Raw genomic sequence first — 24,573 nt, 5'->3', positions numbered from 1 at the left:
AGCGATGGTGCCGCTGCTCCGGGAGGCCCGCACCCCGACGGGCCGGCCCCCACCGGCCCCGGCCTCACTCCCCGGCGAGGCCCGCCTCGTGGGCGAGGATCGCGGTCTGCGTGCGGTTCGTGGTGCCGAGCTTGGTCATCGCGTGCGCGAGGTAGGCCTTGACCGTGGACTCCGCGAGGAAGAGGCGGCGCCCGATCTCGGCGTTGGACAGCCCGCCCGCGACCGCCGCGACGACCGCCCGCTCCTGCGGCGCGAGGCCCTCGACGCGGCGCCGGGCGTCGGCGCGGCGCGCCGTCCCGTCCCCGCCCGCGGCCGCGAGCAGGTGCCGGGCGACCGCGGGGGACAGGATCGCGTCGCCCGCCACCGCCGCGCGGATGCCGTGGTGCAGCTCCTCCGGCGTCGAGTCCTTGAGCAGGTAGCCCGCGGCCCCGGCCCGCAGCGCGGGGAGGACGTACTCGTCCGCGAGGAAGCTCGTCAGGACGACGACCGCCGTGCGCGGCCGCTCCCGGTGGACCGCGACGAGCGCGTCGAGCCCGTCCATGACGGGCATCTGCATGTCGAGGAGCAGCGCGTCCGGGTCGAGCTCGCGGACGAGCTCGACCGCGCGGGCGCCGTCGGCGCCCTCGCCGACCACCTCGAGGTCCGGCGCGGTCTCCACGAGCCGCACGATCCCGGTGCGCAGGAGCGCCTCGTCGTCGACGACGACCACGCGGATCATGTCGTCCTCCTGGGGAGCGTGGCACGGAGGCGGTAGCCGCCCGCGGGCGTGGGGCCGGCCTCCAGCGTGCCGCCCAGCAGGCCGACGCGCTCGCGCAGGCCCGCGAGGCCGAAGCCGCCGGTCGTCAGCCCGGTCGGGGGACGGTCGGGAGGGTCGTTGTCCACGGCGACCGTGACGCCGTCGGGCACGGGCGCCACCGACACGACCGTGCGCGCGCCGGGTGCGTGCCGGACGGCGTTCGTCAGCCCTTCGCCGACGACGCGCACGACGGTCCGGTCGACGAGGTCGGGCGGTGACGACGGCCCCACCGCGACGTGCGTCTCGACCGGCTGGCCGGCCGAGCGGGCCTCGGCGACGAGGGTCTCGACCTCGCCGCCGTCCGGCGCCCGGGGTGGGCCGGCGGTGGCGGGACCGGCTGCGGTGAGCGCGCCGAGCACCTGCCGCATCTCCGCGAGGGCGGCGCGGCCGCTCGCCCCGATCTCGTCCGCGACCCGGCGGACCTCGTCGTCGTGCGTGGTGGTCGCGAGCACCTCGGCCTCGACGACGGCGTAGCTCACGCGGTGCGAGACGACGTCGTGCAGCTCGCGCGCGAGCCGCGCCCGCTCGGCCGCCCGGGCGGCCTCGGCGCCGCGCTCCGCGTCCCGGCGGTCGGTGTCGGCGCGGTTCCGCTCGGCGCGTCCCGCGACGTAGGCGGCGAGCAGGGTGAGGGTGCCGACCCACAGGGTCGTCGGCCCGGACCCGGACGCCGTCACGTGCCACGCGGGGAGCGCGGCGGCGACCACGGCGAGCACGACGGCGCCGCTCGCCCGGGCCGAGGCGACCTCGGCGCCCACCGTGTAGAGGGCGGCGACGGTCGCGAGCGCGGGCGATACGAACGAGAGCGCGACGCACACCGCGAGGACGGCGAGCGGCCGACGCCGACGGAGCAGGAGCGCCGCAGCCGCGGCGGTCTGCGCGGCGAGCTCGGCGGCCTCCGGCGCCCAGCCGATCCCGGAGCGGGCCCGCAGCACGACGAGGAGCGCCCCGGCGACCGCGCTGGACGCCGCGACGAGGACGTCGGCCCGCGAGACCTGGACCCTCACGCCGCTCAGGCTAGCCACCGGCCGCCGCCCCGGCCCGGCGGCGCGGGCGCACGGAGTCGACTTTCGACGGTAGCGGTCGCCGCCGTTCGGGCGTGCCGGAGGACCCCTCGCGGGGCGGAACGTGGAGTCATCGGGAAACACCCGCCACGAGGACAGAGGAGCTCCACCATGAAGGTTCTTCGCACCGCCACCACGACCGCCGTCTCCGCCGCGCTCCTGCTGGGCGCCCCGCTCGCCGCGTTCGCGGACGACGGCGAGGCGTCGGCGCCCGAGGCGCCCGCACCCGAGGCGCCCGCCGCGGAGGCATCCGCCGCGGCGGAGTCCTCGTCCTCGTCCGACGCTCCCGCCCCGGCCGAGACGCCCGCCGCGCCGGCGGCCGACACCGCTGCGGCGGAAGCACCCGCGCCGTCCGACCCCGTCGTCGCGCCGGCGCCGGAGTCGCCCGCTGCCGAGGCCGCCTCGGAGGGCGTCGAGCCCGCCGCGGAACCCGCCCCCGAGGGCGTCGAGCCCGCTGCGGCCGCGCCGGTGGCCGACCCCGCCGTCGAGGACGCCGCACCGGCCGAGGACGCCACGCCGACCGACGGCGCTGCGCCGACGGACGACGCCGAGCCGACGGACGACGCCGCGCCGGCCGACGAGACCACGACGGCCGACACGACAGCGATGCTCCGCGCGACGGTCGCGGCCGGGCTCCTCGGTGCGACGCAGGCCGCGTACCCCGACTCGGAGTACCAGCCGCACTGGCACGACGGCTACTACCAGGGCTTCCCCTGCGACTACTGGTACTTCACCGAGCCGGCCGAGGGCGGGTCGGGCAAGGACTGGTCGGGGTGGTACGGCCAGCCGCAGCTGCACATCCTCCACCACACGCTCGAGGACGACGACGGCACCCTGCACATGGTCTACGACCGCGACATCGCGGGGTACTGGTACCACGCGTGGTCCGGCGACGAGTCCGTCACCCCGGACCCCGAGGGCATCCACTGGGAGAACACGTCCGCGCAGCAGACGATCCTCGTCAACGGCTACAAGGGCGGCAACGATGCGGCCGCCCGGGCCGCGGAGGCGCGGGCGCTGCTCGACAGCGCGGGCGTCACGACGGTCGGCACCCCCTGGGAGGAGTACGTGGGCTGGTACCAGTCCTCCATCGACCAGGGCTGGTACACGGTCGACGACGTGCGCGCGATGTACGACGAGCAGCAGCAGCGGAGCCTCGACTACACCGCGTACGAGGCGACGCAGTTCGCCGTCTGGTACTTCTCGACCGGGCACGACGTCATGGGCCTTTTCTTCGACGTCGACGCGTCGAACCACGTGACGGTGAGCGACTTCGCGCAGCAGCAGTTCGCCTCCTCGGGCAACGGCTACTCCAGCGACCGCGGCGCGACCCTCCAGACCGCCGCGTGGCTCATCGAGCAGGCGCTCACGACGAACGTCGTCATGCCGCAGCCGGGCTTCGTCTCGAACGGGTTCGTGCGCAACACCGACGGGTCGACCGACTACGGGTTCACGGCCTCGCTGGCCGGGGGCTCCGGGAACGTGCACGTCGAGCTCCGCACGGCGGACGGCTCGCCGATGCCGGCCGGGGTCGTGCTCGTGGACGCGCAGGGCCGGGTCGTCGACAGCGTGACGCCGGGCCAGAAGGTGTTCGTCCGCGTCCCGGCCGGCACGAGCGTCGCCGACCTGCCGCAGTTCCAGCTGTGGGGCTCGGCCCAGGGCACGCAGCAGGGCAGCCCGCACTTCTACACGGGCTGGGACCACAACAACCACGGCGAGGGCTCCGTCGACCCGGAGACCGGGCAGTGGACGCCGTCGACGTTCCAGCACTGGTTCATCGGGCTCGGTGAGCTCGACCGCCCGTCGACCGCCTGGGACTGGATCGGCGTGACGCTGGCCGACGAGCCGGAGGCGCCGGTCGACCCCACCGACCCGGTGGACCCGACCGACCCGACCGACCCGGTCGACCCGACCGACCCGGTCGACCCGGTCGACCCGGTGGACCCGGTCGACCCGGTCCAGCCGGTCGACCCGACCGACCCGGTCCAGCCGGTCGACCCCACCGACGGTGTCTACGCGGGCCCGACGGGGACGGTCGTCGAGGTGGCCGACACGACCGACCCGACGAACCTCGGGCTGACGGGCGCGCAGCCGGTCGCGGACGTCGAGCAGGCCGCCCAGCGCGACGCCCTCGCGACCACGGGGACGGACGCGAGCGTCCTCGCCGCCGGTGCGTTCATCGTCCTGGCGGGCACCGGCCTGGTCCTGGCCTCCCGCCGCCGCCGTTCGCCCGACGCCCGCTGAGCCCGGCGACGGCCCCGGTCGACCGGTCCTCGACAGGAAGCCCCGGCCCCGCACCGACACGGTGCGGGGCCGGGGCGTCGTCGTGCCCGGGCGTCGCCTCAGGCGGCCTGGACGCCCGCGAGCACGCGGTCGAGCGCCGGGCGCGGGTCGACCCCGGCCGGCAGGTCCTGCGCGACGGCGACGATCGACTCGGCGATGTCGCGCACCTTGACGTTGGCGAGGCTCGAGGAGCGGCGGAGCGACGCGAACGCGGCGTCGGGGGTGACGCGGTAGGCGAGCGCGATGATGCCCTTGGCCTGCTCGATCGCGGCACGGGACTGCGCCCACAGGCCGATCTGCTCGTTCGCCTGCACCCGCGCGCCGACGCCGACGACACTCGTCACGTCGAGCACGACGCCCCGGGCCACGGGCACGCCCGTCGGGTCGGTCCAGGCGACGTCGACGAGCACGATGACCGCGCGCTCCCGGCCGCGGGCGTCCTGGATGACCTGCACCTGGACCGGCGCCTCGCCGGACACCGCGCGCGCGATGGCGGTGAGCGTCTGCTGCCGGTCCTTGCCGGTGGCCCGGTGGTGCCACAGGAGCAACTCCGTCGTCGGGACGACCTCACCGGGGGCGTAGCCGAACAGCTCGACGAGCGGGTCCGACCACCACCACCGGTCCTCGTCCGGGTAGTAGCGGAACTCCCCGGCGGCGACCGCTCCCGGAGAAGCCACCCACGTCGAGAGGGCGGTGCTGTCGGCCGAACCGTTCACGTGTGCTCCTTGCGGCCTGGGAGCGGCGTGGAGCCGCTGCATGACTCCGTCGCCCCGGCGCACATGCTCCCGCACCGCGCCCCCGGGCGACGAATCGCGTGCTCAGGGGCGCGGCGGAGCGGTGCGACGCCGTGCTACGGGCGGTCGGGGACCGTTCCCGCGGGCGCCTGCACGGAGCCTGCCGCCGCGTCGGCCGCCGGGTCGGAGGCCTTCTCGGCCGCCCGCCCCGGGCGCGACGGCACGAGCTTGAGGCCCACCACCGCCGCGATGATCCCGGCGATGAAGACCACCTTGCCGACGCTCACGGACTCGTCGCCCGTGAGGATGGCGTAGGTGACGGTGAGCGCCGCGCCGACCCCGACCCACACGGCGTACGCGGTGCCGATCGGGATGTGCTTGGTCGCCCAGCCGAGGCCGAGCATGCTGAGCGCGAGCGCGACGAAGAAGACGACGGAGGGCCCGAGGACGGACAGCCCGTCGGACTTGCCGAGCGCCGTCGCCCAGACGGCCTCGAAGACGGCGCTGACGAGCAGGATGATCCACGGCACGGTCAGCTCACCGCCTTGAGCCCGATGACGGAGCCGACGAGCAGCACGAGCAGGCCGACGCGCGCCACGGTGGCGCGCTCCTTGCCCGTGACGAAGCCCCAGACGACGGTCAGCGTCGCGCCGATCCCGACCCACACCGCGTACGCGGTGCCGGTGGGGAGCGTGGTCATCGCCCAGGCGAGACCGACCATGCTCAGCGACATGGCGACGAAGAAGACGACGGTGGGGCGCCAGCGGCGGAAGTTCTCCGACGCTCCGAGCGCGGTGGCCCACACCGCCTCGAGCAGGCCCGAGAGGACCAGGACGAGCCAAGCCATGACAAGCAACCCTCCTGAGTCAGTCTTGTCCGTGCGGGTACTGCTCCCTCGTCCGCAGAGCTACCTCGACGCAACTCTGGTACTAACGTACCACATTTGACCTCTCCAGCCGCCAGCCGCGGCTCACGGTCGTCAGCTCGCGGAACCCCCAGGCGCGCAGCTGCGCGATCTCCTCGTGGTCCGTCGCGTCCGTGCCGACCAGGACACGGTGCACCCCGGCGAGCTCGAGCCACGCCCGGGCCTCGGCCAGCACCCCGGCCAGCAGGGCGTCGTCGGACCCCGGGCCGGGCGCGAGGTCCACCAGCTCGGCGGTGCCCCCCGTCGCGGCCTGCCGCTCGGCGCGACCGAGGGTCGTGTCGAGCTCGACGTACGCGGCCGTCTCCGCGCCGCGGTGCGCGGTGAACCGCACGCCCCCGCCGGGGCCGAGGGTGCGCCGCAGGGCGACGTCGTCCGGCACGGGGACGGCGCGGGGGAGCGCCGAGGTCGGGGCGAGCAGCACCGTCTCGGCGTGCTCTCCGGGACGGAACCCCGCGTGCACCAGGGCCTCGCGGACGTGCGGCCACTGCTCCGGCACCCCGTAGACGCCCGCGAACGGGAGCTGCCCGTCCGCGTACGCGACGCGCACCTGCCACGCCGCGAGCTGTGCGTGGCACGCGGCCGTCAGCGCGTCCGCGGCCGCGCGGGCCTCGGCGGACTGCTCCGGGTCCTCGTCGTCGGGCGGTGTGACGAGAAGCCACTGCACGAGGCCGGCGTCGCGGTAGTCCTCGCTCGCCTCCGGCCCGGCCGTGAACCGGTGCAGGTGCGCGGCGCCCACGACCCGGTGCCGGGACTCGACGACGAACGTCGCGCGCTCGACGACCCACGGGTCGACGACGTGCTCGTCGGGCTGGCGCTCCAGGCTCCCGAGCACGCTGTTGACCGAGAGCCGCGCGCCCGGGACGACGGCGGAGAGGTGGGAGTTGACGAGGTCCGTGAGCTGGTCGCGGTCGTCGCGACGGAAGGTCCGGACACGGGGTCGTGCAGTCATGCGGCTGCCTCCAGGGAAAAGGATGAGCTGGGAAGGCCGCCACGCGATGCGGTACGCGGGCACCCTAGCAGCCGCGGTCGCCCGCGGTCAGGGGCGCAGCAGCGCCTTGATCGCGCGCCGCTCGTCCATCGCGGCGTAGCCCTCGGCCGCGTCGTCGAGCGAGAGCTCGAGGTCGAACACGCGCGCGGGGTCGATGCGCCGCTCCAGCACGAGGTCGAGCAGCTCGGGCAGGTACTGGCGCACGGGCGCGGGCCCGCCGGACCAGTGCACGTGCCGGTAGAACATGTCGACCGCCGGGAGGTCGACGCCGTGCGGCAGCCCGACGACCCCGACGTGCCCGCCCGCACGGACGGCACCGAGCGCCTGGCTCATGGAGTCCTGCGTGCCCACCGCCTCGACGACGCTGTGCGCGCCGAGCCCGTCGGTCAGCTCGCGGACCCGCTCCACGCCCTCGTCGCCCCGCTCCGCGACGACCTCCGTCGCGCCGAACGCGCGCGCGAGCTCCTGGCGCGGCGCGTGCCGGCTCATCGCGATCACCTGGTCGGCGCCGAGCTGCGCCGCGGCGAGGACCGCGAGCAGCCCGACGGCGCCGTCGCCCACCACGACGACCGTCTTCCCCGGGCCGGCCTCGGCCGCCCGGGCGCCGAACCACCCGGTCCCCAGCACGTCCGACGCGGTGAGCAGCCCGGGCAGGAGGTCGTCGTCGGGCCGCTCGGGCGTCGCGACGAGCGTCCCGTCCGCGAGCGGGACGCGCAGCAGCTCGGCCTGGGCGCCGCGCACGGGCTCCCGGTGCACGCACGACGTCTGGTACCCGGCCCGGCAGATCGGGCACGTGTTGTCGGACGCGAAGAACGACCCGACGACGAGCTGTCCCGGGCGCACGGTCCGGACGTCCGCGCCGACCTCCTCGACCGTGCCCACGTACTCGTGCCCCATCGCGACGGGGTGCTCGACCCGGTTGACGCCGCGGTACGTCCACAGGTCCGACCCGCACACGCACGCGGCCTCGACGCGCACGATCGCGTCGGTGGGCGCGAGCAGGCGCGGGTCGTCGCGCTGCTCCACGCGGACGTCGTAGGGGGCGTGGATGACGGTCGCGCGCACGGGGGCTCCTCGGGGCGGGCGGTCGGGACGTCGTCGAGCCTACGGCGGGGTCACCCCGGGTGCTGGGCCTGCCAGAGGATGTCCTGGGCGGTCGCCGTGAGGGACCGGCCCTCCGCGTCGGCGCGCCGCACGAGCTCGTCGTACGCCGCGCCCATGTCGACGCCGAGGAGGAACGCGAGAGCGCCCTTGGCCTGCTCGACGGCGGCGCGGCCCGCGAGGGCGCGCGCGAGGCGACGGTCGAGCTCCTCCTCGCTCAGGTGCTCGGGCTGCGCGACGGCGAGCGTCAGCATGTCGGCGAACGCACTCAGGACGCGGCGCTGCTCCTCGGACGGCGTGACGGCGCGGACCGTGAAGATGTTGAGCCCGCCGATCACGCCGCCCTGCCACGCGAGCGGCGTGGTGAACACGCTGCGGTAGCCGGCCTCGACGATCGCGGGGCCCACGTGCGGCCAGCGCTCGACGATCTCCTGGCGACCCGCGGCCTCGACGGTCGCCTCGGTCGCGAACACGTCGACGCACGGCCCCTCCGTGCGCTGCGCCTGGTAGAGCTCGAGGTGGGTCGCCGTGTGCGACGTCGCGCTGAGCATCTCGAGCTCGCCGTCGGTCCGGACGAGGAGGCCGCCCGCGTCGCCGTCGGCGAAGCGCACGGCGTCCTGGACGAGGTGGAGCAGGACGTCCGTGATGTCGCGCTCGCGCAGGAGCGCGGCGGCCGCCTGGGCGAGGGAGTCGGTGGGGGTTCGCGGCGTCATGGTTCCTCGGTCCTCTGCGTCTGCACGGCGTTGCTCTCGTCGTAGGTGAAGCTCAGACGTCTTCTGACGACGTCGTCCGCGACGTCCTCGAGCGTGGTCGACCGGGCGAAGGCGTGCGCCCGCAGCACGGCGAGCGCGTCGCGGGGCGCCACCCGGAGCTGAGCGGTCACCATGCCGGTCGCCTGGTGCACCTCGGCGCGCGTCGACCAGTCGAGCGAGTCCAGGTCGCCCATGAGCGACAGGCCGACGACGTCGGCGAGGAACTGGACGTCGTCCGGACCTCGGGAGAGCGTGATCGACGTCGTGAGCAGGCTGAGCACGCCCATGACCCGGCCCCCCGCGTGCATGGGCACGGCGTGGTACGTCGCGGGACCGCTGATCGCGCCCACCACGTGCGAGAACACGGGGAAGGAGGTCCCGTCGCTCCGCCCGTCGACCTCGCTGACCACGATGCGGTCCTCGGCGAGCGCCAGCCGCGCCGGTCCCTCGCCGAGCATCTCCTCGAGGTCCTCGATGCGGGCGGCGACGCCGTCCGACGTCGCGACGGTGAGCCGGTCCTCCGCGGTCGCGGCGACGGTCAGCGCCGCGCTGTCCGCACCGAGCAGGGTCGCGCACGCCTGGCACATGCGTGCCGGCATTGCGAGCTCGTCGTCCGCGGCCGCGAGCGCGCGCGCCAGGAGGCCCAGCAGCTCCGATGCGCCCACGAACCGCCTCCGTCCTCGTCCAGCACCTCGCCCAGTCTTTCATCCGCCACCGCGCACGCTCGTCGAGCGACCTGCGGTTTCATCCCGCCGGGCCGCCGGGACCGTCCGTGCCCCGGTGCCGGTCGACGATCTCGCCGTCGCCCCCGCGCGGCGCGACCGACCGGATCACGGCCTCCGCCGTGGCGGGGACGCCGGCCGCGTGCCGGCTCGCCGTCGCGTGCAGCGCCCGGCGCGCGTCGTCCGCCGTCCCGCCGTCGAGCACGCGGAGCACCCCGACCGCCCGCTCCACGGTCGCGTCGTCCCGCCGCCGCAGGGCAAGCGCCTCGAGCGTCCGCGGACGGGACCGGAGCCGCATCTCCCGGGCGAGGAGGTGCACGAGCGCCTCGGCGACCCGCACCGACCGGTCCGGCCAGGGCCCGACGGCGCGCGAGTACAGCGTGAGCGTGACCACGACCCCGGGTCGGACCTCCGCGGGCGTGACGACGGCGCGTCGGAAGCCCTCGCGCGCGACCGCGCGGCGCCACGCGTCCCAGCGGGGCTCGTCCGCGGCCCGGGGCACGAGCTGGGTCGCCCGCTGCGCGACGGCCGCGACCCCCGGGCCGTCGGCCGCGAGCCGCGACGCGCGGTCGCACCGTGCGGCAGCGGCGCCGCTCCCGCAGAGCGGGGCGACGACGCCGTGCTCCGACAGCGTGATCGACACCTCGGCGGCCGCGTCGAGCGCCTGGGCGGCGCGGGTCACGTACTCCTGGAGGTCGTGCGCGAGGCTCATGGCCCGCTTCCCGCCCGGGGGGCCGAGACAGGGGCGGGTGCCGTCCCGCGGCGAACACCGCGGGCCTGTGGGCACCCCGCTTCTCCTGGGAACCACCCTCACCCCACCGTACGCCGGGACGCGGGCGGCGAGGGCGTGGCGTCGGGCGCGACCGACCGGTTGCAGGAACCCAGCACCGGGCTAGAGTCCCCGGAGTCGAGTCTGGACCTGGCTCACCACCCCGCTGAACGACGACGGAGACGACCCATGTCCGTGGAGAACCCCGCACCGCTGCACCCTGTCTCGCTCGGCGACGGCACGACGCCCGGGCAGTTCCGGGTCGACCTCGCGACCGACGCCTGGTGGTGGTCGCCGGAGACGTACCGCCTCCACGGCTTCGAGCCCGGGGAGGTCGTGCCGACGACGTCGCTCGTGCTCGCCCACAAGCACCCCGACGACCGCGACCGCGTCCGCGACCTGCTGGAGCGGGCCCGCGTCGACGGGGAGCCGTTCTCGAGCATGCACCGCATCATGGACGCGCGCGGCGCGGAGCGGGTCCTCGTGCTCGTCGGGCACGGCCGCCGCGACCGCGACACCGGGCGGCTCGTCGAGCTCATGGGCAGCTTCGTCGACGTGACGGTCGCCGTCCGGGACCGGGCGGAGCAGCAGGCCGAGCGTGACATCGCGGCCGCGGCCCGCAGCCGCGGGCCGATCGAGCAGGCCAAGGGCGTCGTCGCCGCCGCGCTCGGGGTCGGCACGGAGCAGGCGTTCGGGCTCCTCAAGCGCGTCTCGAACGACCGCAACGTGCGTCTCCGAGAGCTCGCCCGGCGGGTCGTCGAGGAGGGCACCGTGCCGAGCCCGGACCGGGCCCGGCGCGTCGTGTCCCTCCTGCGGTAGGCGCCGGGCCTCCGGCCGCCTCCGGTCAGCGGGGCGACCCCGGCAGGGCGGAGACGACTGCCGCCGCGAGCGCGTCGAGCGCGGGGCCGAGCTGGTGGTCGCGCGGCGCGCCGTGGCCCACCACGACGGCGGGCCCGCGGCGGGCGCCGGGAAGCACCGGCCCGGCGACGTACGCGCCGAGCGGGAGCAGGTCGAGCCCGCGCCGCGCGGCCCGTGCGACGACGTCGTCCTCGTCCGTGCCGGGCGGGAGCTCGAGCACGGCCTGCAGACCGGCCGGCAGACCGACGAGGCGGCAGCCGGGCAGCCGCTCGGCGACCAGGGCGGCGAGGCGGTCGCGTCGCGCCCGGTGCCGCGCCCGGGCCCGCCGCACCGCCCGGTCGTACTCGTGGTCCGCGAGGAACCGGGCGAGGGTGAGCTGGCCGAGGGCGTCGGGCGACCCGCCGAGGAGACGGCGCTGCGCGACGACGTCGTCCAGGAGCGCGGGCGGCACGGCGCCCCAGGCCAGCCCGACGCCCGGCGCGAGCGCCTTGCTCGCCGTCCCCGCGTAGACGACGTGGTCCGGGGCGAGGGCCTGGAGCGCACCGACGGCGCGGCGGTCGTACCGGAGCTCGCCGTCGTAGTCGTCCTCGACGACCGTCGCCCCGGTCCGCGCGGCCCACGCGATGAGCGCGCCGCGCCGCGCGGGGGAGAGGGGCACGCCCGTGGGGAACTGGTGCGCCGGCGTGAGGAGGACGACGTCCGCGCGGGGTCTCCCTGCCGGGTCGTCGAGCGCGCCGACGTCCGCGCCGCCGTCGTCCACGGGGAGGGCGACGACCTCCAGCCCGGCCGCCGCGAGGACGTCGCGGTGGGCCGCGTGCCCGTACTGCTCGACGGCGGCGCGGCGCGCCCCGCGCGCGACCAGCGCCCGCGCGACGAGCGACAGCAGGTCGGCGAACCCGTGCGTGACGACGACCCGGTCGGCGTCGGTCCGGACGCCCCGCGCGCGGCCCAGGTACGCCGCGAGCGCGGCGCGCAGGGTCTCCACGCCGCGCGGGTCGCCGTAACCGAGCGCGGCGTCGGGGGCGTCGGCGAGCGCGCGCCGGGCCGCGGCGAGCCACGCCCCGCGGGGGAAGGCCGACGCGTCGGGGACGCCGGCGCGCAGGTCCAGCGGACGGCGAGGCGGCACGGGCGCTGCGGGCGGCGCCGTCGGCCCGACGTCGCGGTGCGCCACCCAGGTCCCGGCGCCGACGCGGGACTCGAGCCATCCCTCCGCGGCGAGCTGGGCGTAGGCGTCGGCGACGGTGCCCCGCGCGACACCGAGGTCCGCGGCGAGCGCCCGCGCCGCGGGCAGCCGCGTGCCCGCCACGAGCCTGCCCTCGACGACGGCGGTGCGCAGCGCGTCCTGGAGGGACCGCGCCGGCCGCGTCGGCGAGAGCGTGAGGTGCAGGTCGAGTGCTCCCGCGAGAGACGGATCGGCCCAGGTTTCTCCCACGACATTGCACTGTAGACCCGGGCCGATGCTCCCTAGCGTGGACGGCATGACGACCACGGACACCCTGACCACCACCGCCGACGCACCTGTCGCCGTCCCCGCGCGGTTCGACGTCGAGGCGCTCACGCCCGACTTCTACGCCGCCGTCGCGGCGGTCGACGCGGCGGCGTCCGCCGAGGCGGAGCGTGCCGGGATCTCCCCGCTCCTCGCCGACCTCGTGCGGCTGCGGGCGTCGCAGCTCAACGGCTGCGCGTACTGCGTCGACCTGCACACGCGCACCGCGCGCCGCGCGGGCGCGGACGACCAGCTCCTCCAGGCGGTCGCCGTGTGGCGCGAGTCGGGCTTCTTCACGGCGCGCGAGCGGGCGGCGCTCGCGCTCGCGGAGTCGGTCACGCGGCTCTCGGAGACCCACGTGCCCGACGACGTCGCCGCGGCCGCGCTCGACGCGCTCGGCGAGCAGGGCACCGCGGCGGTGCTCGCCGTCCTCGTGTCGATCAACGCGTGGAACGCGCTCGCGGTGACGGCCCGCTGCTGGGCCCCGGAGCGGAAGTCCCGCTGACCGCGCTGCGGCGCGGCCAGCGGCGATCAGCGGCGGTCAGCGCCGCGCGAGCGTCCGGACGACCGCGGCGACGTCTCCCGGTGCCTCCTCGGCCATAAAGTGGCCCGCCGTCGTCGTGAGGTGCTCGAGGTCGGGCGCCCAGCGCCGCCAGACGCCCGCGGCGTCGTACCCGAGCTGCGCGCCCCAGTCCTGCTGCACCACGGCGACGGGCATCGCGAGCCGGTCGCCCGCGTCGAGCGACGCCTGGTCGTGCTCGACGTCGATCGTCGCGGTCGCGCGGTAGTCGGCCACGATCGAGTCGACCGCGTCGCGGCTCGACGCGAGGTAGTGCGCGCGCACGTCGGCGGGGATCGCGGCCGGGTCCTGCGTCCACGCGTCGAGGAAGGACCCGAAGAACGCGTCGGCGCTGTTGCGGATCATCGTCTCCGGCAGGCCCGGGGGCTGCGCCATGAGGTACAGGTGGAACGCGACGGCGGCGTCCACGCCGTGCAGCACGGCCCACGTGTCGAGCGTGGGCACCACGTCGAGGATGCCGAGGTGGCTCACGCGGTCGGGGTGGTCGAGCGCCGCGCGGAACGCGACGAGCGCGCCGCGGTCGTGGCCGACGAGGACGAACCGGTCGACGTCGAGCGCGTCGGCGAGCTCGACGACGTCGGCGCCCATGGTGCGCTTGGCGTAGACGTCGGGCGTCGTGGCGGCAGGCTTCGCGCTCTCGCCGTAGCCGCGCAGGTCGGGCACGACGACACGGTGGTCGCGCGCGAGGTCGGTCGCGACGTGCCGCCACATGTGGCGCGTCTGCGGGAAGCCGTGCAGGAGCACGACGGGCGTGCCCTCGCCCGCGGTCTCGGCGCGCAGCGCGACGCCGGGCGCGACCTCGACGGTGCGGGTCTCGAAGCCGGGGATGTGCATGGGGTGTCCTCTCTCGGGGCGGTTCTCGGCCGTGCCGGGGTCGTGCCCGGCCGGCTCGTCGCCATCCTCCGGGCGGCGGATCAGCGTCCGATCAGTGCCGTCCGATCAGTGCCGTTCGATCGGTGCCCCGGTGCGGCGAGAATGGCGGGGTGGTGGAGCTGCGCGTCGAGGTGCTCGGGCCGGTCCGCGTGCTGCGCGACGGCGCGGACGTCGACCCCGGCGGCCCGCGCCAGCGCGAGCTCCTCGCGCGCCTCGCCGCCGCCCGTGGGCGCCCGGTGCCGTTCGACCGCCTCGCCGACGACCTGTGGGACGAGCCCGGCGCGGGGACGGGCGACCGGCGCGGCGCGCTCGCGACGTTCGTCGGCGACCTGCGGCGGCGCCTGGAGCCCGGGCGCGCGCCGCGCACGCCCCCGCGCGCCCTCGTCACCGCGCACGGCGGCTACGCGCTGCGGCTCCCGGACGACGCGCTCGACGCGGCGCGCCTGGAGGCGGCCGTCGCCCGGGCGAGCGCGTCTCCCGGGGCCGGGGACGCGGCGTCGGGCACGACGCGCGCGCTGGCGGACGCCGTCGCCGCCTGGCGCGGCGAGCCGTACGCCGACCTGCCGGAGCGGGAGTGGGTGCGGGCCGAGCGCCGGCACCTCGTCGAGGTGCACGCGCGCGCCGTCGAGCTGCTCGCGGACGCGCTGCTCGGCGAGGGCCGGGCCGCGGAGGCGGTCGTCGTGCTCGACGCGCACGCCGCCGCGCACCCGTGGCGCGAGCACGCGTGGGCGCTGCTCGCGCTCGCGCTGTACCGGGACGGGCGGCAGGCGGACGCGCTCGACGTCCTGCGGCGCGCGCGCCGCCGCCTCGCCGACGAGCTCGGCCTCGACCCGGGCCCCGAGCTCGTCCGGCTCGAGCGCGACGTGCTGGGTCACGCGGCGTCGCTCGACGGCCCGACGCCGAGGCCGCGCCTCGCCGTCACGGCCCCCACCGGCTCGCGCACGCACCTGCGGTCCACGGTCGACGTCGCGCGCACGCTAGCCGTCGCCGGGGGCGACCACCTCGCGACCGCGCAGGAGCAGCGCGTCGCTGCGGCGCTCGCGGCCGAGGCGACCGGCGACCCGGTGCTCGCCGCCCGGACCGTCACCGCGTACGACGTCCCGGCCGTCTGGACCCGGAGCGACGACCCGGCGGCCGCCGACGCGCTCGTCGGCGTCGCGCGGCGGACCCTGGATCGCCTCGGTCCGGGCGCGGCGCCGGTGCTGCGCGCGCGTCTGCTCGCGGTGGTCGGCATCGAGCACCGCGGGACGCGCGACGCGTGGGCGTGGGCCGCGGCGGAGGACGCCGTCGGGATCGCGCGCGACCTCGGCGACCCGGCGACGCTCGCGCTCGCGCTCAACGCGCGGTTCCTCCAGTCCTTCCAGCGGCCGGACGCCGGTCCCGAGCGGGACCGGACCGGCGCCGAGCTCGTCGCCCTGGCGGAGGACCACGACCTCCCGACCTTCGCGATCCTCGGCCACCTCGTCCGGATGCAGGCGGCGTCGGGCGCGGGCCGGTTCGCCGACGCCGACGCCCACGCCGCCGCGGCCGAGGACGTCGCGGCGGGCTACGAGTCGCCCGTGGTCCCGATGCTCACCGCCTGGTACCGGGCGATGCGCGACGCCGAGACCGCCCCGCCCGACGCCGCGGCGCACGCGTACCGCGCCGCCGACGACCGGCTCGCCGGGGTGCGCATGCCTGGAGTGCGCGACGGGCTGCTCCCGCTCGCGCTCCTCACCGTCCGCGTGCGGCACGGGCGCCCGCTCGCCGGGATGGAGGCCGCCGACCTCGGCCCGTACGCCCCGTGGGCGGAGCCGCTGCTCGTGCTCGACGCGGGCGACCCCGACACGGCCGCGCGGCTCGCGCGCGCGGCGCCCGAGCCGCCCGCCGACCACCTGCGCGAGCTGCTGTGGGCGCTGCGCGCGGAGACCGCCCTGCGGCTCGGCGACCGCGCCCTCGCCGGGCAGGCCCGACGCACGCTCGCCCGCACCCCCGACGAGCTCGCCGGGGCCGGGTCGGGCCTGGTCTCGCTCGGGCCCGTCCGCGGCTGGCTCGACCGGCTCGACGAGCGCCGCGCGTCGTAGGTGCAGCCGTCCGGGGGAGGGCGTGAGGCCGCTCAGCGCTCCGGGAGCAACCCTGCCACGAGCGCGTCGACGACCTCGTCGGTCGGGATGTCGGGGTCGATCGGCGTGGTGAGACGGTCGAGGAGCAGCCCGTCGATCGCGTAGTGGAACAGGGCGATCTCCCGGCGTCCGCCGGGCAGGCCGGCCGACCGGTTGAACGCGACGTCGGCCTCGAATCCCGCGCGCAGCCACGGGCCGAGCACGGCCGCGAGCTCGCCCCGACGGCCGGACTCGAGCCGCAGCTCGAACAGGGCTCGGGTGACGTCGGCATCGGTCGACAACCGGCGCACGATGTCGCGGAGGTAGTCCGCGAACAGCGCGCGGTCGGGCGTCTGGGCCGCGCGTCGGGCGAGGTCCTCGGGTGCCGGCGCGAGCCGCTCCCCGATGCGCTCGAAGAGCCCCGCGACGAGGGCGTCTCGGCTCCGGAAGTAGTTCGACGTCGTGCCCGTCGGGACCCCGGCCTCGTCGTCGATCGCGCGGTGCGTCAGGCCGCGCGACCCCTCGCGGGCGAGCACGGCGATCCCGGCGTCCGCCAGGGCGCTGCGCCGTGCGGTGTTCTTCGCCATGCGCCGAGGCTATCGCAACCACTGCACCTGTTGTAGTCTCACCGAAAACCACTTCATCTGTAGTTGTCAGGAGACATGATGCGCGAGCTGACCTACTACGTCGCCGTGAGCCTCGACGGGTACATCGCCGGGCCGGGGGGCGAGTTCGACGCCTTCCTCGCCGAGGGCGACCACATGGCGCCCATCTGGTCCCGGTACCGCGGCACGGCGCCGACGGACCTGGCCGAGGCCGCCGGGCTGCCGGTCGCCGACGGCCCCTTCGACACCGTCCTCATGGGCTGGAACACCTACGCCGTCGGCCTCCCCGACCACCACCTGCCGAACCCCTACCGGCACCTGCGACAGATCGTCTTCACCCGCACGCACGAGGCGCCCGAGGGGAGCGAGGGCGTGCTGTTCACCGGCGCCGACCCGGTCGAGACGGTCCGCGCGCTCAAGCGGGAGGACGGCCGGGGGATCTGGCTGTGCGGCGGGGGAGCGCTCGCCGCCGTGCTCGTCGACGAGATCGACCGGCTCGCGCTCAAGGTGAACCCGGTGATGCTGGGCGCCGGCGTCCCGCTGTTCGGCGAGCGGGACTACGCGCCCCTCTCCTGGCGATCGACGGGCACGCAGACGTTCCGCTCCGGCGTCACGCTCGCGGAGTACGCGCGGGCGTGAGCGCCGGTCCCGGCGCGACGACCGTGCGCCTAGACGTCGAGCGGGCCCCGCACGACCGAGTCGCCCGAGTGGGAGGGGTCGCCGTCGAAGTGCTCCTCGGAGACGTCGACCACGGGGAACTCGGCGAGGTCCAGGCCGTCGGGCACGTCGAAGCGGCCCTCCGTGCCGTCGAGCACGCCGAGGCTCACGAGGCCGCTCAGGTCCTCCGCGAGCAGCCACACCTCGCGGTACGTGCCGTCGGGCGCCGGCGCGTCGACCGTCACGACGACCTGGCGCCGCCCGTCGGGCCGCTCCTCGACGCGCGCGTCGCCGCTCGCGCCCTGCCAGTCGGGCAGCGGGTCGAGCGTCGCGCTCGCGACCGTCGTCTCGGGCGGCTCGACCTCGCGGCGCTCCCAGAGGACGCCGCCCACGCCGCCGACGACGAGCGCGGCGGCGGCCGCCGCCGCGACCGGGACCCAGACCCGTCGGCGCCGCGACGCGAGCGGCACGACGACGGCCGTGCCGGTCGCGCCGCCGTCCTCCGTCCCGGGCTCGGCCACGCCCTGCGGGAGCGTCGGCGCGGACGGAGCGTCGGTGACCGCCGCGGGGGCGACGACGGGCGGAGCGGCGGCGCTCGTCAGGCCGAGCTCGGCCTGGACCCGCGACCACACCGCGGCGTCGGGGGCGACGAGCTCGTCCGCCGGGTCCGCGCCGTCGAACGCGTCGACGACGCGCGCGAGCCCGGCGACGGCGTCCGCGCACTCCGGGCAGGAGGACAGGTGCGCGCGCGCGTCGTCGTCGAGCACGTCCTCGCCGAGCGCGAGGAGCGCGAGGGTCTCGTCATCGATGTGCTGCACCGTCCACCTCCAATCGGTCGCGCAGCCGGATCAGGCTTCGTCGTACGTGGCTCTTGACCGTACCCAGCGGCAGGCCGAGCTCCTCGGCGATCTGCACGTGCGTCAGGTCGCGGAAGAACGCGAGCTCCAGGATCGTCCGCCCCGGGTCGCCGAGCCGCCGCAGCTCCTCGGTGAGGAGCACGCGGTCGGCGACGCGCCCGACGTCGGTGTCCTCGCTCGCCGCGCGGCCCGCGTCCGGGGCGGTCGTGGCCGCGGCCTCCTCCGACCGGCGGACCCGCGACCGCGCCTCGTGCGCGTCGGCCACCGTGTGCCGCGTGATCCCGACGAGCCAGGCCGGGAGCCGGGCCCGGTCGGGGTCGAACCGGGACCGGCCCCGCCAGGCCGCGACGAAGACCTGCTGGGTGACGTCCTCGGCGTCGGCGCGCGTGCCGAGCGAGCGGAGCGCGATCGTGTGCACGAGCGCGGACCAGCGCCGGTAGGCCTCGGCGAGCGCCTGCTCGTCGCCGTCGGCGAAGTCGCGGCCGAGGCGCCACAGGTCCGGGTCGGTGGTCCCGGTCTCGGTCACGTTCAGGGCGGGTCCTCGAGGGTCGGTGCCGACCACCCGGGCGGCAGCGGCGAGCGGGTAGCAGCGATCGTAGCGCCCGTGCGGGCCGTCACCGCGACGGGACCGCGGTCACGACGACGTTGTCCGAGTACGAGCGTCGCTCGGCGTCCCAGCGGCCGCCGCACGTCACGAGGACGAGGCGGCGCTCGCCGTCGCGGTCGAACAGCGCGTCGAGCGGCACGTCGGGCTTCGCGATGCTCCTGATGTCGGTCACTGTGTAGGTGTACGAGGTGCCCGTCGCGTCGACGACGTCGACGCTCGCGCCCGTCGTGATCTCGCGGAGCCGCGCGAACGGCCCGACGCCGTCCGGATCGTCCACGTGGGCCGCGACCAGGGTCGTCCCGGTGGGGCTCGCCGGGGCCGGTCCGAACCGGTACCACGCGGCGACGTCGCCGGAACCCGGGAGCGCCATGCGCCCCTCGGGGTCGACGCCCGCCGCCTCGACGGGGAGGTCGATCCCGAGGTCACTGACGACGACGCGCGCGGGTGCCGGCGGCGGGGGAGCCGGGATGTCCCGGGCCGGGCGCACCGGCACCGGTGCGTCCCGGGCCGGCCCGGGCGTCCCCGCGGTCGCCTCCCCGCCCTGGTGGGGGGCCGGGGTGGGGAGGGGGTCGGCCGACGGTCCGAGTCCGTCGGCAGACCCGTCGGCGGACGGCAGGGAGCATCCGCCGACGACCGCTGCGGTGACGAGCACCGCCCCCAGGAGGGTCCGGAGGCCGGCCCGCGCGCCCCGGGCGGGGCGCGCGGGACCGGCGATGGTGCGCTGCGTCATGCCGTCCGGTCGCTCCGGACGGCGTGGGCCGCGTGCTGCTGGCGCCATGCGCGCGCCAGCATGAAGGTGGCCGCGACGAGCAGCAGGCCGAACAGCGACGCACCGAACGCGATGGCGACGCCCGTCGCGGTGCTGCTCGGCGCGTCGGCCGCGAGGCCCGAGAGCCCGGCCGGGACGCCCGACGGCGACGAGTGCAGGCCCTCGACCGTCTGGGTCGCGAGGGCGAGGTTGCCGTCCTCGAGGCTGCCCCACGCGTAGGCGATGGTGTTGACGCCCTCGGCGACCGTGAGGTCGGCCGGGCCGAGCACGGGCTCCGTGGTGCCCGCGGCGGCGACGGTCGCCGAGATCGTGCCGGCCGGCAGGTCGAGCACGGCCTCCTTCGGGTTCTCCAGCCCCGTGACGACGGCGGTCCCGCCGGCGAGGACGTCGACCGCGGGCGCCGCGGCGACGTGGCGCACGGTGAGCCGGCCCTGGCCCGCGGCCGTGGGCTTCGCGTCGTTCGTGAAGAGCGTCGCGGTCGGCTGTCCGCCCGCGTCGAGGTGCGCGACGGCGGTGTAGCTCGTGCCGCCCGCGAGCTGGAGGTCGACCGGGCCGATGACCGGGGAGCTCGTGTCGGTCGCGTCGGGCGCCGTGATCGCCACCGTGTACGTCCCGGCGGGGAGATCGAGCGGACCCGCGAGGTCGCCGGGCTGGAAGTCGTCGAGGGTGAGCTCGTCGTTCACCCAGACGTCCACGGGCGTGTCCGGCACGCCGTGCAGGACGGAGAGCGAGGCGCCGTCGTCGGTGGCGGCCTGGGCGGGGAGCGCGACGGCCCCCAGCGCGACGAGGGTCGCTGCGCCCGCGAGCGCGGCGGTGCGTCGTGCGGTGCGGTGCATGGTGTCCTCCGGTGGTCGAGCCCGGTCCGTCCCGGGCGCTCGATCTGCTGACACCCCCTCTTCCCCCGCAGGTGCGGATCTGGATGCACACGCATCAAAAAAAGTGCCCGGCCCCGCGGGTGCGGGGCCGGGCACGGGGAGACCGGTCAGAGGTTCTGGGGCCGCAGCACCGCGCTGATGCCGTGCGCGATCTGGACGTTGCCCGTGTTGAGGTCGAGCTTGCTCTTCACGAGGAACGGGTCGACGTCGTTGCGGTCCTGGTCGACGAGGCGGACCAGGGCGAGGCGCTTGCTCAGCACGTCGACCCGGAACGTCGCGCCCTGCGCCGTGGTGAGGACGGCGTCGTCGGACCGCAGCGCGGTGCCGGAGTCGATCGTCGCGCCGGGGACGACGTGGTAGAGCAGCACCTGCTCGATCGCGTCGATGCCCACCGCCCCGGCGAGCGACGTGAGCACGCGCTCCTCCGTGGGCTGCCAGCGGTGCGTGAGGTCGAACGCGAGGAGCTGGAACGCCCGGTCGTTCGGCAGGAACGCGGTGAGCGGCACCGTGCCGTCGGCCAGGACCGCCACGGGGCTGTCCGGCTTGGCGGCGAGGACCGCGGCCACAGCCTGGTCGACGATGTCGAAGTCGTACCAGTTGCGGTCGAACGTGTCGCCGTCGGCCGCGAGCACGGAGGCGAGGCTCGTGGTGCCCGACGGCGGCGCCGTCGCGGGGGCCGGTGCGGCGACGGCCGGTGCGGCCGCGGCGGTCAGGGCGAGGAGCGCGGCTCCTGCCGCGGTGAGCGTGCGTCGGAGGTTCATCGTCGAGTCCCTTCGTCGTGCACGGGACGGCGGTGCGCCGTCGGACGCCGGGCGGCGTCCACCTCTCCTTCACCCGGACCGCCGCCCGCGGATGCACCCACCGCCGACGACTTCTTGACGCGCTCGACGCGCCGCCCGCTCAGCCCTCCGCGTCAGGCCCCTCCGTCGCGCCGCCCCCGAGGGGACGCGCGAGCGCGCGGACCGTCTCGATCGTGTCGGCCTCGGCCGCCGTCTTGTCGTCGCGGTACCGGACGACGCGCGCGAAGCGCAGCGCGAGCCCGCCGGGGTAGCGGGTCGAGCGCTGGAGGCCGTCGAACGCGATCTCGACGACCTGCTCGGGGCGCACGTGCACGACGTACCCCTCGTCGGAGGTCTGGAGCTCGCGGAAGCGCTGCGTCTGCCACGCGAGCATCTCGTCGGTCATGCCCTTGAACGTCTTGCCGAGCATGACGAACCCGCCCTCGGGGTCGCGCGCGCCGAGCCAGATGTTCGACAGCCACCCGCTGCGCCGGCCGGAGCCCTGCTCGACGGCGAGCACGACGAGGTCGAGCGTGTGCCGCGGCTTGACCTTCACCCAGCCGGCACCGCGCCGCCCGGCCGCGTAGGGCGCGGCGAGCGACTTCACGACGACGCCCTCCTGGCCCTCCGCGACGGCGGCGTCGAAGAACGCGGTCGCGGCCGCGTCGTCGTCGGTCACGAGGCGCCGCACGGCGAGCGGTCCCGCGGCGTCGGCGAGGAGCTCGTCGAGCACCGCGAGCCGGTCGCGCAGCGGCTCGTCCAGCAGGTCGCGGCCGTCGGCGTGGAGCACGTCGAAGAAGAACGGGGAGAGCTCGAGCGAGGCCGCGAGCTCGGCCTCCTCGGCGGCGCTGCGCTCGCCCTGGGTCGCGGAGCGGGCGGCGGTCTCCTGGAACGGGCGGGGGACGCCGTCGGGCCCGACGACGAGCGCCTCCCCGTCGAGGACGAGCGCCCGGGCGGAAAGCGCCCGCACGGCCGCGACGATCTCGGGGACGCGCTCGGTGATGTCGTCGAGCGAGCGGGTGAAGACGCGCACGTCGTCGCCGTCGCGGTGCACCTGGATGCGGATGCCGTCGAGCTTCACGTCCACGGCGACGGCGGTGCCCGACGGGTCGCCCGGCGCGGCGCCGAGCTTGTCGAGCGCGGCGCCCACGTCGGGTGCGGACTGCGCGAGCATCGGCCGCACCGGGCGGCCGACGGTGAGCCGGAACGTCGCGAGCGCCTCCGTCGCGGCCTCCGGGCCGCCCGCGGTGAGCGCCGCGCGGGCGACCGGCCCGGTCGCGCCCGCGAGCATGACCGCGCGCCGCACCGTGTCGGCAGGGACGCCCGCCGCCTCGGCGACGGCGTCGACCACCACGGAGTCGAGCGCGCCCTGGCGCAGCTCGCCCGAGACGAGCCCGGCGAGGAGCGACTGCTCGCGCGCCGTCGCGGCGCCGAACAGGGTGGCCGCCTCGGCCTGGCGCGCGGTCGACGACCCGGGGCCGGAGAGGTCCGCCATGCGGGCGAACGCGGCGTCGACGTCGGTCAGCGTGAGGCCGGGCTCCTCCGCGGGCGCGGGGAGGTCGCGCAGCGACCGCCACCCGAGCCCGGTGCGGCGCTGGCGCAGCTCGCCCGCGAGGTATGCGACGGCGATCTCCACCTCCGCGCTCCCGCCCGCGGCGTCGTCCGCGACGCGCCGCAGCAGGTCGGCGATGGCCGCGCGCTTGGCGAGGCGCGAGCGCGTGGCGGTGACGGCGTCGGACGTGGCGGCGACCTCGGCGAGCAGCATGCCCCATCCTCGCGCCGACCACCCACGCCTCGCCCGCCGGGGCGCGCTCAGGGGGAGGGGGCTACCACGACGTCGACCCGCCCGACCGACGGCAGGACGTGCCGCAGCGCGTCGTCGGCGCGGGCCGACGTCCTGTCGGCGACGGCGACCGAGGTCTCGGGCGGGACGAGGACGCGCGCCTGCACGGTGAGCCGGTGCCCTGCCCAGCGCAGACGGACGTCGTCCACGCCGTCCAGACCGTCCACCGCGTCGAGCGCGCGGCGGGCGCGGTCCGTGAGCGCGGGGTCGACGCCGTCCAGCAGCCGACGGCCGACGTCGCGCGCGGTGCCCCACAGGAGGACGAGGATCGCGACGGTGATGAGCAGGCCGACGGCGGGGTCGGCGAGGGGGACGCCGACGAGGACGCCGAGCGCGCCGAGCACGACCGCGAGCGAGGTGAACCCGTCCGTGCGCGCGTGCACGCCGTCGGCGACGAGCGCGGCGGAGCCGATGCGGCGCCCGACGCGGATCCGGTAGACGGCGACGGCCTCGTTCCCGGCGAACCCGACGACGCCCGCGGCGACCACCCACCCGACGTTCTCCACGGGCTGCGGGTCGGCGAGGCGCCGCACGGACTCGACGCCTGCGACGACGGCCGAGAGGGCGATCATCGCGACGATGAACAGGCCCGCGAGGTCCTCCGCCCGGCCGTAGCCGTGGGTGTACCGGCGCGTCGCGGCACGACGGCCGAGCACGAACGCGATCCACAGCGGCACCGCCGTGAGCGCGTCGGAGAGGTTGTGCACCGTGTCGGCGAGGAGGGCGACCGACCCGCTCACCGCCACGATGGCGAGCTGCGCGAGCGCAGTGAGCCCGAGGACCACGAGCGAGACCTTCACCGCGCGGATGCCCTGGCCGCTGGCGACGAGCTCGTCGTCGATCGAGTCGGCCGCGTCGTGGGAGTGCGGCACGAACACCTCGTGCAGCCAGCCGCGCAGGCCCGTCGGGTGCTCGTGATGATGGTCGTGGTCGTGGTCGTGGTCGTGGTCGTGGTCGTGGTCGTGGTCGTGGTCGTGGTCGTGGTCGTGGTCGTGGCCGTGGCCGAGGACGGCCGGCCGCGGCGCGGTCATCGCGCGGCCTCGTCCGCACCGCCCGCGGCCGGCTTCTCCGCCGCCTGGTGCGCGCCGTCGGCGTGATGCTGCGGGTGGTCGTCCACCGCGTGCTGCGCCTGGAAGACGGCCTGCGTCACGAGCGTGCGCGCGTGCTCGTCGATCAGCGAGTAGAAGACGCGGTTGCCCTCCTGGCGCGCACGGACGATCCGGCCCCACCGGAGCTTCGCGAGGTGCTGGGAGACCGCGGTCGGTGACTTGCCCACCACCTCGGCGAGGGCGTTGACCGGGAGCTCGGCGTCTCGCAGGGCGAGGACGATCCGGACCCGCGTCGCGTCGGCGAGCAGCGAGAACACCTCGGCCGCGAGCTCGACGTAGGGGCTCTCGGTACCGAAGGTGCAACCCTTCGTATCTTCACGCATACGCAGATAGTAGCGGTCCGGCTGACCCCCGTCCTTGCTCGGACGACCCCGTCGGTCTCGCCGTCCTCGACGCCTCACGGGCGGAGCAGCGCGCCCCCGTGGCTGCGAGGGCACGAGCCTCCGGACCGCCGAGCGAGGCG

26 protein-coding genes are annotated in these 24,573 nt (G+C 76.5%); 5 read left to right on the top strand and 21 right to left on the bottom strand.

Going from position 1 to position 24,573, the window contains the following annotated elements; genetic code table 11:
• Positions 1–64 precede the first annotated feature (64 nt).
• A complete protein-coding gene (locus B9L22_RS09090) occupies positions 65–718 on the bottom strand; it encodes a response regulator transcription factor (protein WP_086150084.1) in 654 nt (217 codons plus the stop codon).
• The gene (locus B9L22_RS19715; RefSeq protein WP_143317211.1) at positions 715–1,800 is read right to left on the bottom strand and encodes a sensor histidine kinase; all 1,086 of its coding nucleotides are present in this window, start codon (positions 1,798–1,800) and stop codon (positions 715–717) included. The genes B9L22_RS09090 and B9L22_RS19715 overlap by 4 nt, the downstream gene beginning before the upstream one ends.
• A 168-nt stretch (positions 1,801–1,968) precedes the next feature.
• On the opposite strand from B9L22_RS19715, the gene B9L22_RS20235 reads away from it, so the two are divergent.
• A complete protein-coding gene (locus B9L22_RS20235; protein ID WP_143317209.1) occupies positions 1,969–4,101 on the top strand; it encodes a Cys-Gln thioester bond-forming surface protein in 2,133 nt (710 codons plus the stop codon).
• A gap of 98 nt (positions 4,102–4,199) precedes the next feature.
• On the opposite strand, the gene B9L22_RS09075 is transcribed toward B9L22_RS20235, so the two are convergent.
• The 8 genes from B9L22_RS09075 to B9L22_RS20005 form a co-directional block, all read right to left on the bottom strand.
• Positions 4,200–4,856 carry an ANTAR domain-containing protein gene (locus B9L22_RS09075; protein WP_158097182.1) on the bottom strand — a complete coding sequence of 219 codons (657 nt, stop codon included), beginning with the start codon at positions 4,854–4,856 and terminating at the stop codon, positions 4,200–4,202.
• Between the two features lie 134 nt (positions 4,857–4,990).
• Positions 4,991–5,404, bottom strand: a complete 414-nt coding sequence (locus B9L22_RS09070) for a multidrug efflux SMR transporter (protein ID WP_086150081.1) — start codon at positions 5,402–5,404, stop codon at positions 4,991–4,993.
• 2 nt (positions 5,405–5,406) lie between these two features.
• Positions 5,407–5,721: a multidrug efflux SMR transporter gene (locus B9L22_RS09065; RefSeq protein ID WP_021482216.1), complete on the bottom strand. Its 315-nt coding sequence runs from the start codon at positions 5,719–5,721 to the stop codon at positions 5,407–5,409.
• 82 nt (positions 5,722–5,803) lie between these two features.
• Entirely contained in the window at positions 5,804–6,748 is a 945-nt protein-coding gene (locus tag B9L22_RS09060; protein ID WP_086150080.1) for a hypothetical protein, read from the bottom strand.
• An 87-nt stretch (positions 6,749–6,835) separates the two neighbouring features.
• On the bottom strand, positions 6,836–7,852 hold the full coding sequence (locus tag B9L22_RS09055) for a zinc-binding dehydrogenase (RefSeq protein ID WP_086150079.1): 1,017 nt from the start codon (positions 7,850–7,852) through the stop codon (positions 6,836–6,838).
• A 50-nt stretch (positions 7,853–7,902) separates the two neighbouring features.
• Positions 7,903–8,601 (bottom strand): GAF and ANTAR domain-containing protein, encoded by a 699-nt coding sequence (locus B9L22_RS19705; protein ID WP_143317207.1) that lies wholly within the window; start codon positions 8,599–8,601, stop codon positions 7,903–7,905.
• On the bottom strand, positions 8,598–9,305 hold the full coding sequence (locus B9L22_RS19700; protein WP_158097181.1) for an ANTAR domain-containing protein: 708 nt from the start codon (positions 9,303–9,305) through the stop codon (positions 8,598–8,600). Before B9L22_RS19700 ends, B9L22_RS19705 begins: the two co-directional genes overlap by 4 nt.
• A gap of 79 nt (positions 9,306–9,384) precedes the next feature.
• Entirely contained in the window at positions 9,385–10,074 is a 690-nt protein-coding gene (locus tag B9L22_RS20005) for a GAF domain-containing protein (RefSeq protein ID WP_086150078.1), read from the bottom strand.
• A 246-nt stretch (positions 10,075–10,320) separates the two neighbouring features.
• On the opposite strand from B9L22_RS20005, the gene B9L22_RS20000 reads away from it, so the two are divergent.
• Positions 10,321–10,950 (top strand): PAS and ANTAR domain-containing protein, encoded by a 630-nt coding sequence (locus tag B9L22_RS20000; protein ID WP_158097180.1) that lies wholly within the window; start codon positions 10,321–10,323, stop codon positions 10,948–10,950.
• A 25-nt stretch (positions 10,951–10,975) separates the two neighbouring features.
• On the opposite strand, the gene B9L22_RS09035 is transcribed toward B9L22_RS20000, so the two are convergent.
• Positions 10,976–12,421, bottom strand: a complete 1,446-nt coding sequence (locus tag B9L22_RS09035) for a PLP-dependent aminotransferase family protein (RefSeq protein ID WP_233139906.1) — start codon at positions 12,419–12,421, stop codon at positions 10,976–10,978.
• 46 nt (positions 12,422–12,467) lie between these two features.
• On the opposite strand from B9L22_RS09035, the gene B9L22_RS09030 reads away from it, so the two are divergent.
• Positions 12,468–12,980: a carboxymuconolactone decarboxylase family protein gene (locus B9L22_RS09030; RefSeq protein ID WP_086150077.1), complete on the top strand. Its 513-nt coding sequence runs from the start codon at positions 12,468–12,470 to the stop codon at positions 12,978–12,980.
• Positions 12,981–13,016: 36 nt separating this feature from the next.
• Here B9L22_RS09030 and B9L22_RS09025 read toward each other — a convergent pair whose 3' ends face one another.
• Positions 13,017–13,889: an alpha/beta fold hydrolase gene (locus tag B9L22_RS09025; protein WP_086150076.1), complete on the bottom strand. Its 873-nt coding sequence runs from the start codon at positions 13,887–13,889 to the stop codon at positions 13,017–13,019.
• Between the two features lie 149 nt (positions 13,890–14,038).
• On the opposite strand from B9L22_RS09025, the gene B9L22_RS09020 reads away from it, so the two are divergent.
• The gene (locus tag B9L22_RS09020) at positions 14,039–15,991 is read left to right on the top strand and encodes a BTAD domain-containing putative transcriptional regulator (protein ID WP_198947260.1); all 1,953 of its coding nucleotides are present in this window, start codon (positions 14,039–14,041) and stop codon (positions 15,989–15,991) included.
• A gap of 32 nt (positions 15,992–16,023) precedes the next feature.
• Here the strand turns inward: B9L22_RS09020 and B9L22_RS09015 are convergent, their stop codons facing one another.
• Positions 16,024–16,596, bottom strand: a complete 573-nt coding sequence (locus B9L22_RS09015) for a TetR/AcrR family transcriptional regulator (protein ID WP_086150075.1) — start codon at positions 16,594–16,596, stop codon at positions 16,024–16,026.
• A 78-nt stretch (positions 16,597–16,674) separates the two neighbouring features.
• Here B9L22_RS09015 and B9L22_RS09010 point away from each other — a divergent pair, with 78 nt between their 5' ends.
• Entirely contained in the window at positions 16,675–17,253 is a 579-nt protein-coding gene (locus tag B9L22_RS09010; RefSeq protein WP_086150242.1) for a dihydrofolate reductase family protein, read from the top strand.
• A 29-nt stretch (positions 17,254–17,282) separates the two neighbouring features.
• On the opposite strand, the gene B9L22_RS09005 is transcribed toward B9L22_RS09010, so the two are convergent.
• The 8 genes from B9L22_RS09005 to B9L22_RS08970 form a co-directional block, all read right to left on the bottom strand.
• Positions 17,283–18,089 carry an anti-sigma factor gene (locus B9L22_RS09005; RefSeq protein ID WP_086150074.1) on the bottom strand — a complete coding sequence of 269 codons (807 nt, stop codon included), beginning with the start codon at positions 18,087–18,089 and terminating at the stop codon, positions 17,283–17,285.
• Positions 18,073–18,654 (bottom strand): RNA polymerase sigma factor, encoded by a 582-nt coding sequence (locus B9L22_RS09000; RefSeq protein WP_198947259.1) that lies wholly within the window; start codon positions 18,652–18,654, stop codon positions 18,073–18,075. Before B9L22_RS09000 ends, B9L22_RS09005 begins: the two co-directional genes overlap by 17 nt.
• Before the next feature lie 88 nt (positions 18,655–18,742).
• Positions 18,743–19,465 (bottom strand): class F sortase, encoded by a 723-nt coding sequence (locus tag B9L22_RS08995; RefSeq protein ID WP_233139905.1) that lies wholly within the window; start codon positions 19,463–19,465, stop codon positions 18,743–18,745.
• Positions 19,462–20,340, bottom strand: a complete 879-nt coding sequence (locus B9L22_RS08990; RefSeq protein WP_086150071.1) for a DUF4397 domain-containing protein — start codon at positions 20,338–20,340, stop codon at positions 19,462–19,464. The genes B9L22_RS08995 and B9L22_RS08990 overlap by 4 nt, the downstream gene beginning before the upstream one ends.
• 146 nt (positions 20,341–20,486) lie before the next feature.
• Positions 20,487–21,140, bottom strand: a complete 654-nt coding sequence (locus B9L22_RS08985; protein ID WP_086150070.1) for a fasciclin domain-containing protein — start codon at positions 21,138–21,140, stop codon at positions 20,487–20,489.
• A gap of 139 nt (positions 21,141–21,279) precedes the next feature.
• The gene (locus B9L22_RS08980) at positions 21,280–22,923 is read right to left on the bottom strand and encodes an ATP-dependent DNA ligase (RefSeq protein ID WP_086150069.1); all 1,644 of its coding nucleotides are present in this window, start codon (positions 22,921–22,923) and stop codon (positions 21,280–21,282) included.
• Positions 22,924–22,970: 47 nt separating this feature from the next.
• Positions 22,971–24,032 carry a cation diffusion facilitator family transporter gene (locus tag B9L22_RS08975; RefSeq protein ID WP_086150068.1) on the bottom strand — a complete coding sequence of 354 codons (1,062 nt, stop codon included), beginning with the start codon at positions 24,030–24,032 and terminating at the stop codon, positions 22,971–22,973.
• Positions 24,029–24,433, bottom strand: coding sequence for a metalloregulator ArsR/SmtB family transcription factor (locus B9L22_RS08970; protein WP_086150067.1), 405 nt, complete (start codon positions 24,431–24,433; stop codon positions 24,029–24,031). Before B9L22_RS08970 ends, B9L22_RS08975 begins: the two co-directional genes overlap by 4 nt.
• Between the last annotated feature and the right edge of the window lie 140 nt (positions 24,434–24,573).

This window comes from Cellulosimicrobium sp. KWT-B, from assembly GCF_002127155.1.
Taxonomy (GTDB): Bacteria; Actinomycetota; Actinomycetes; order Actinomycetales; family Cellulomonadaceae; genus Cellulosimicrobium; species Cellulosimicrobium funkei.
The sequence above is the reverse complement of the archived record's forward strand: the minus strand, read 5'-3'. Positions and strand labels throughout refer to the sequence as shown.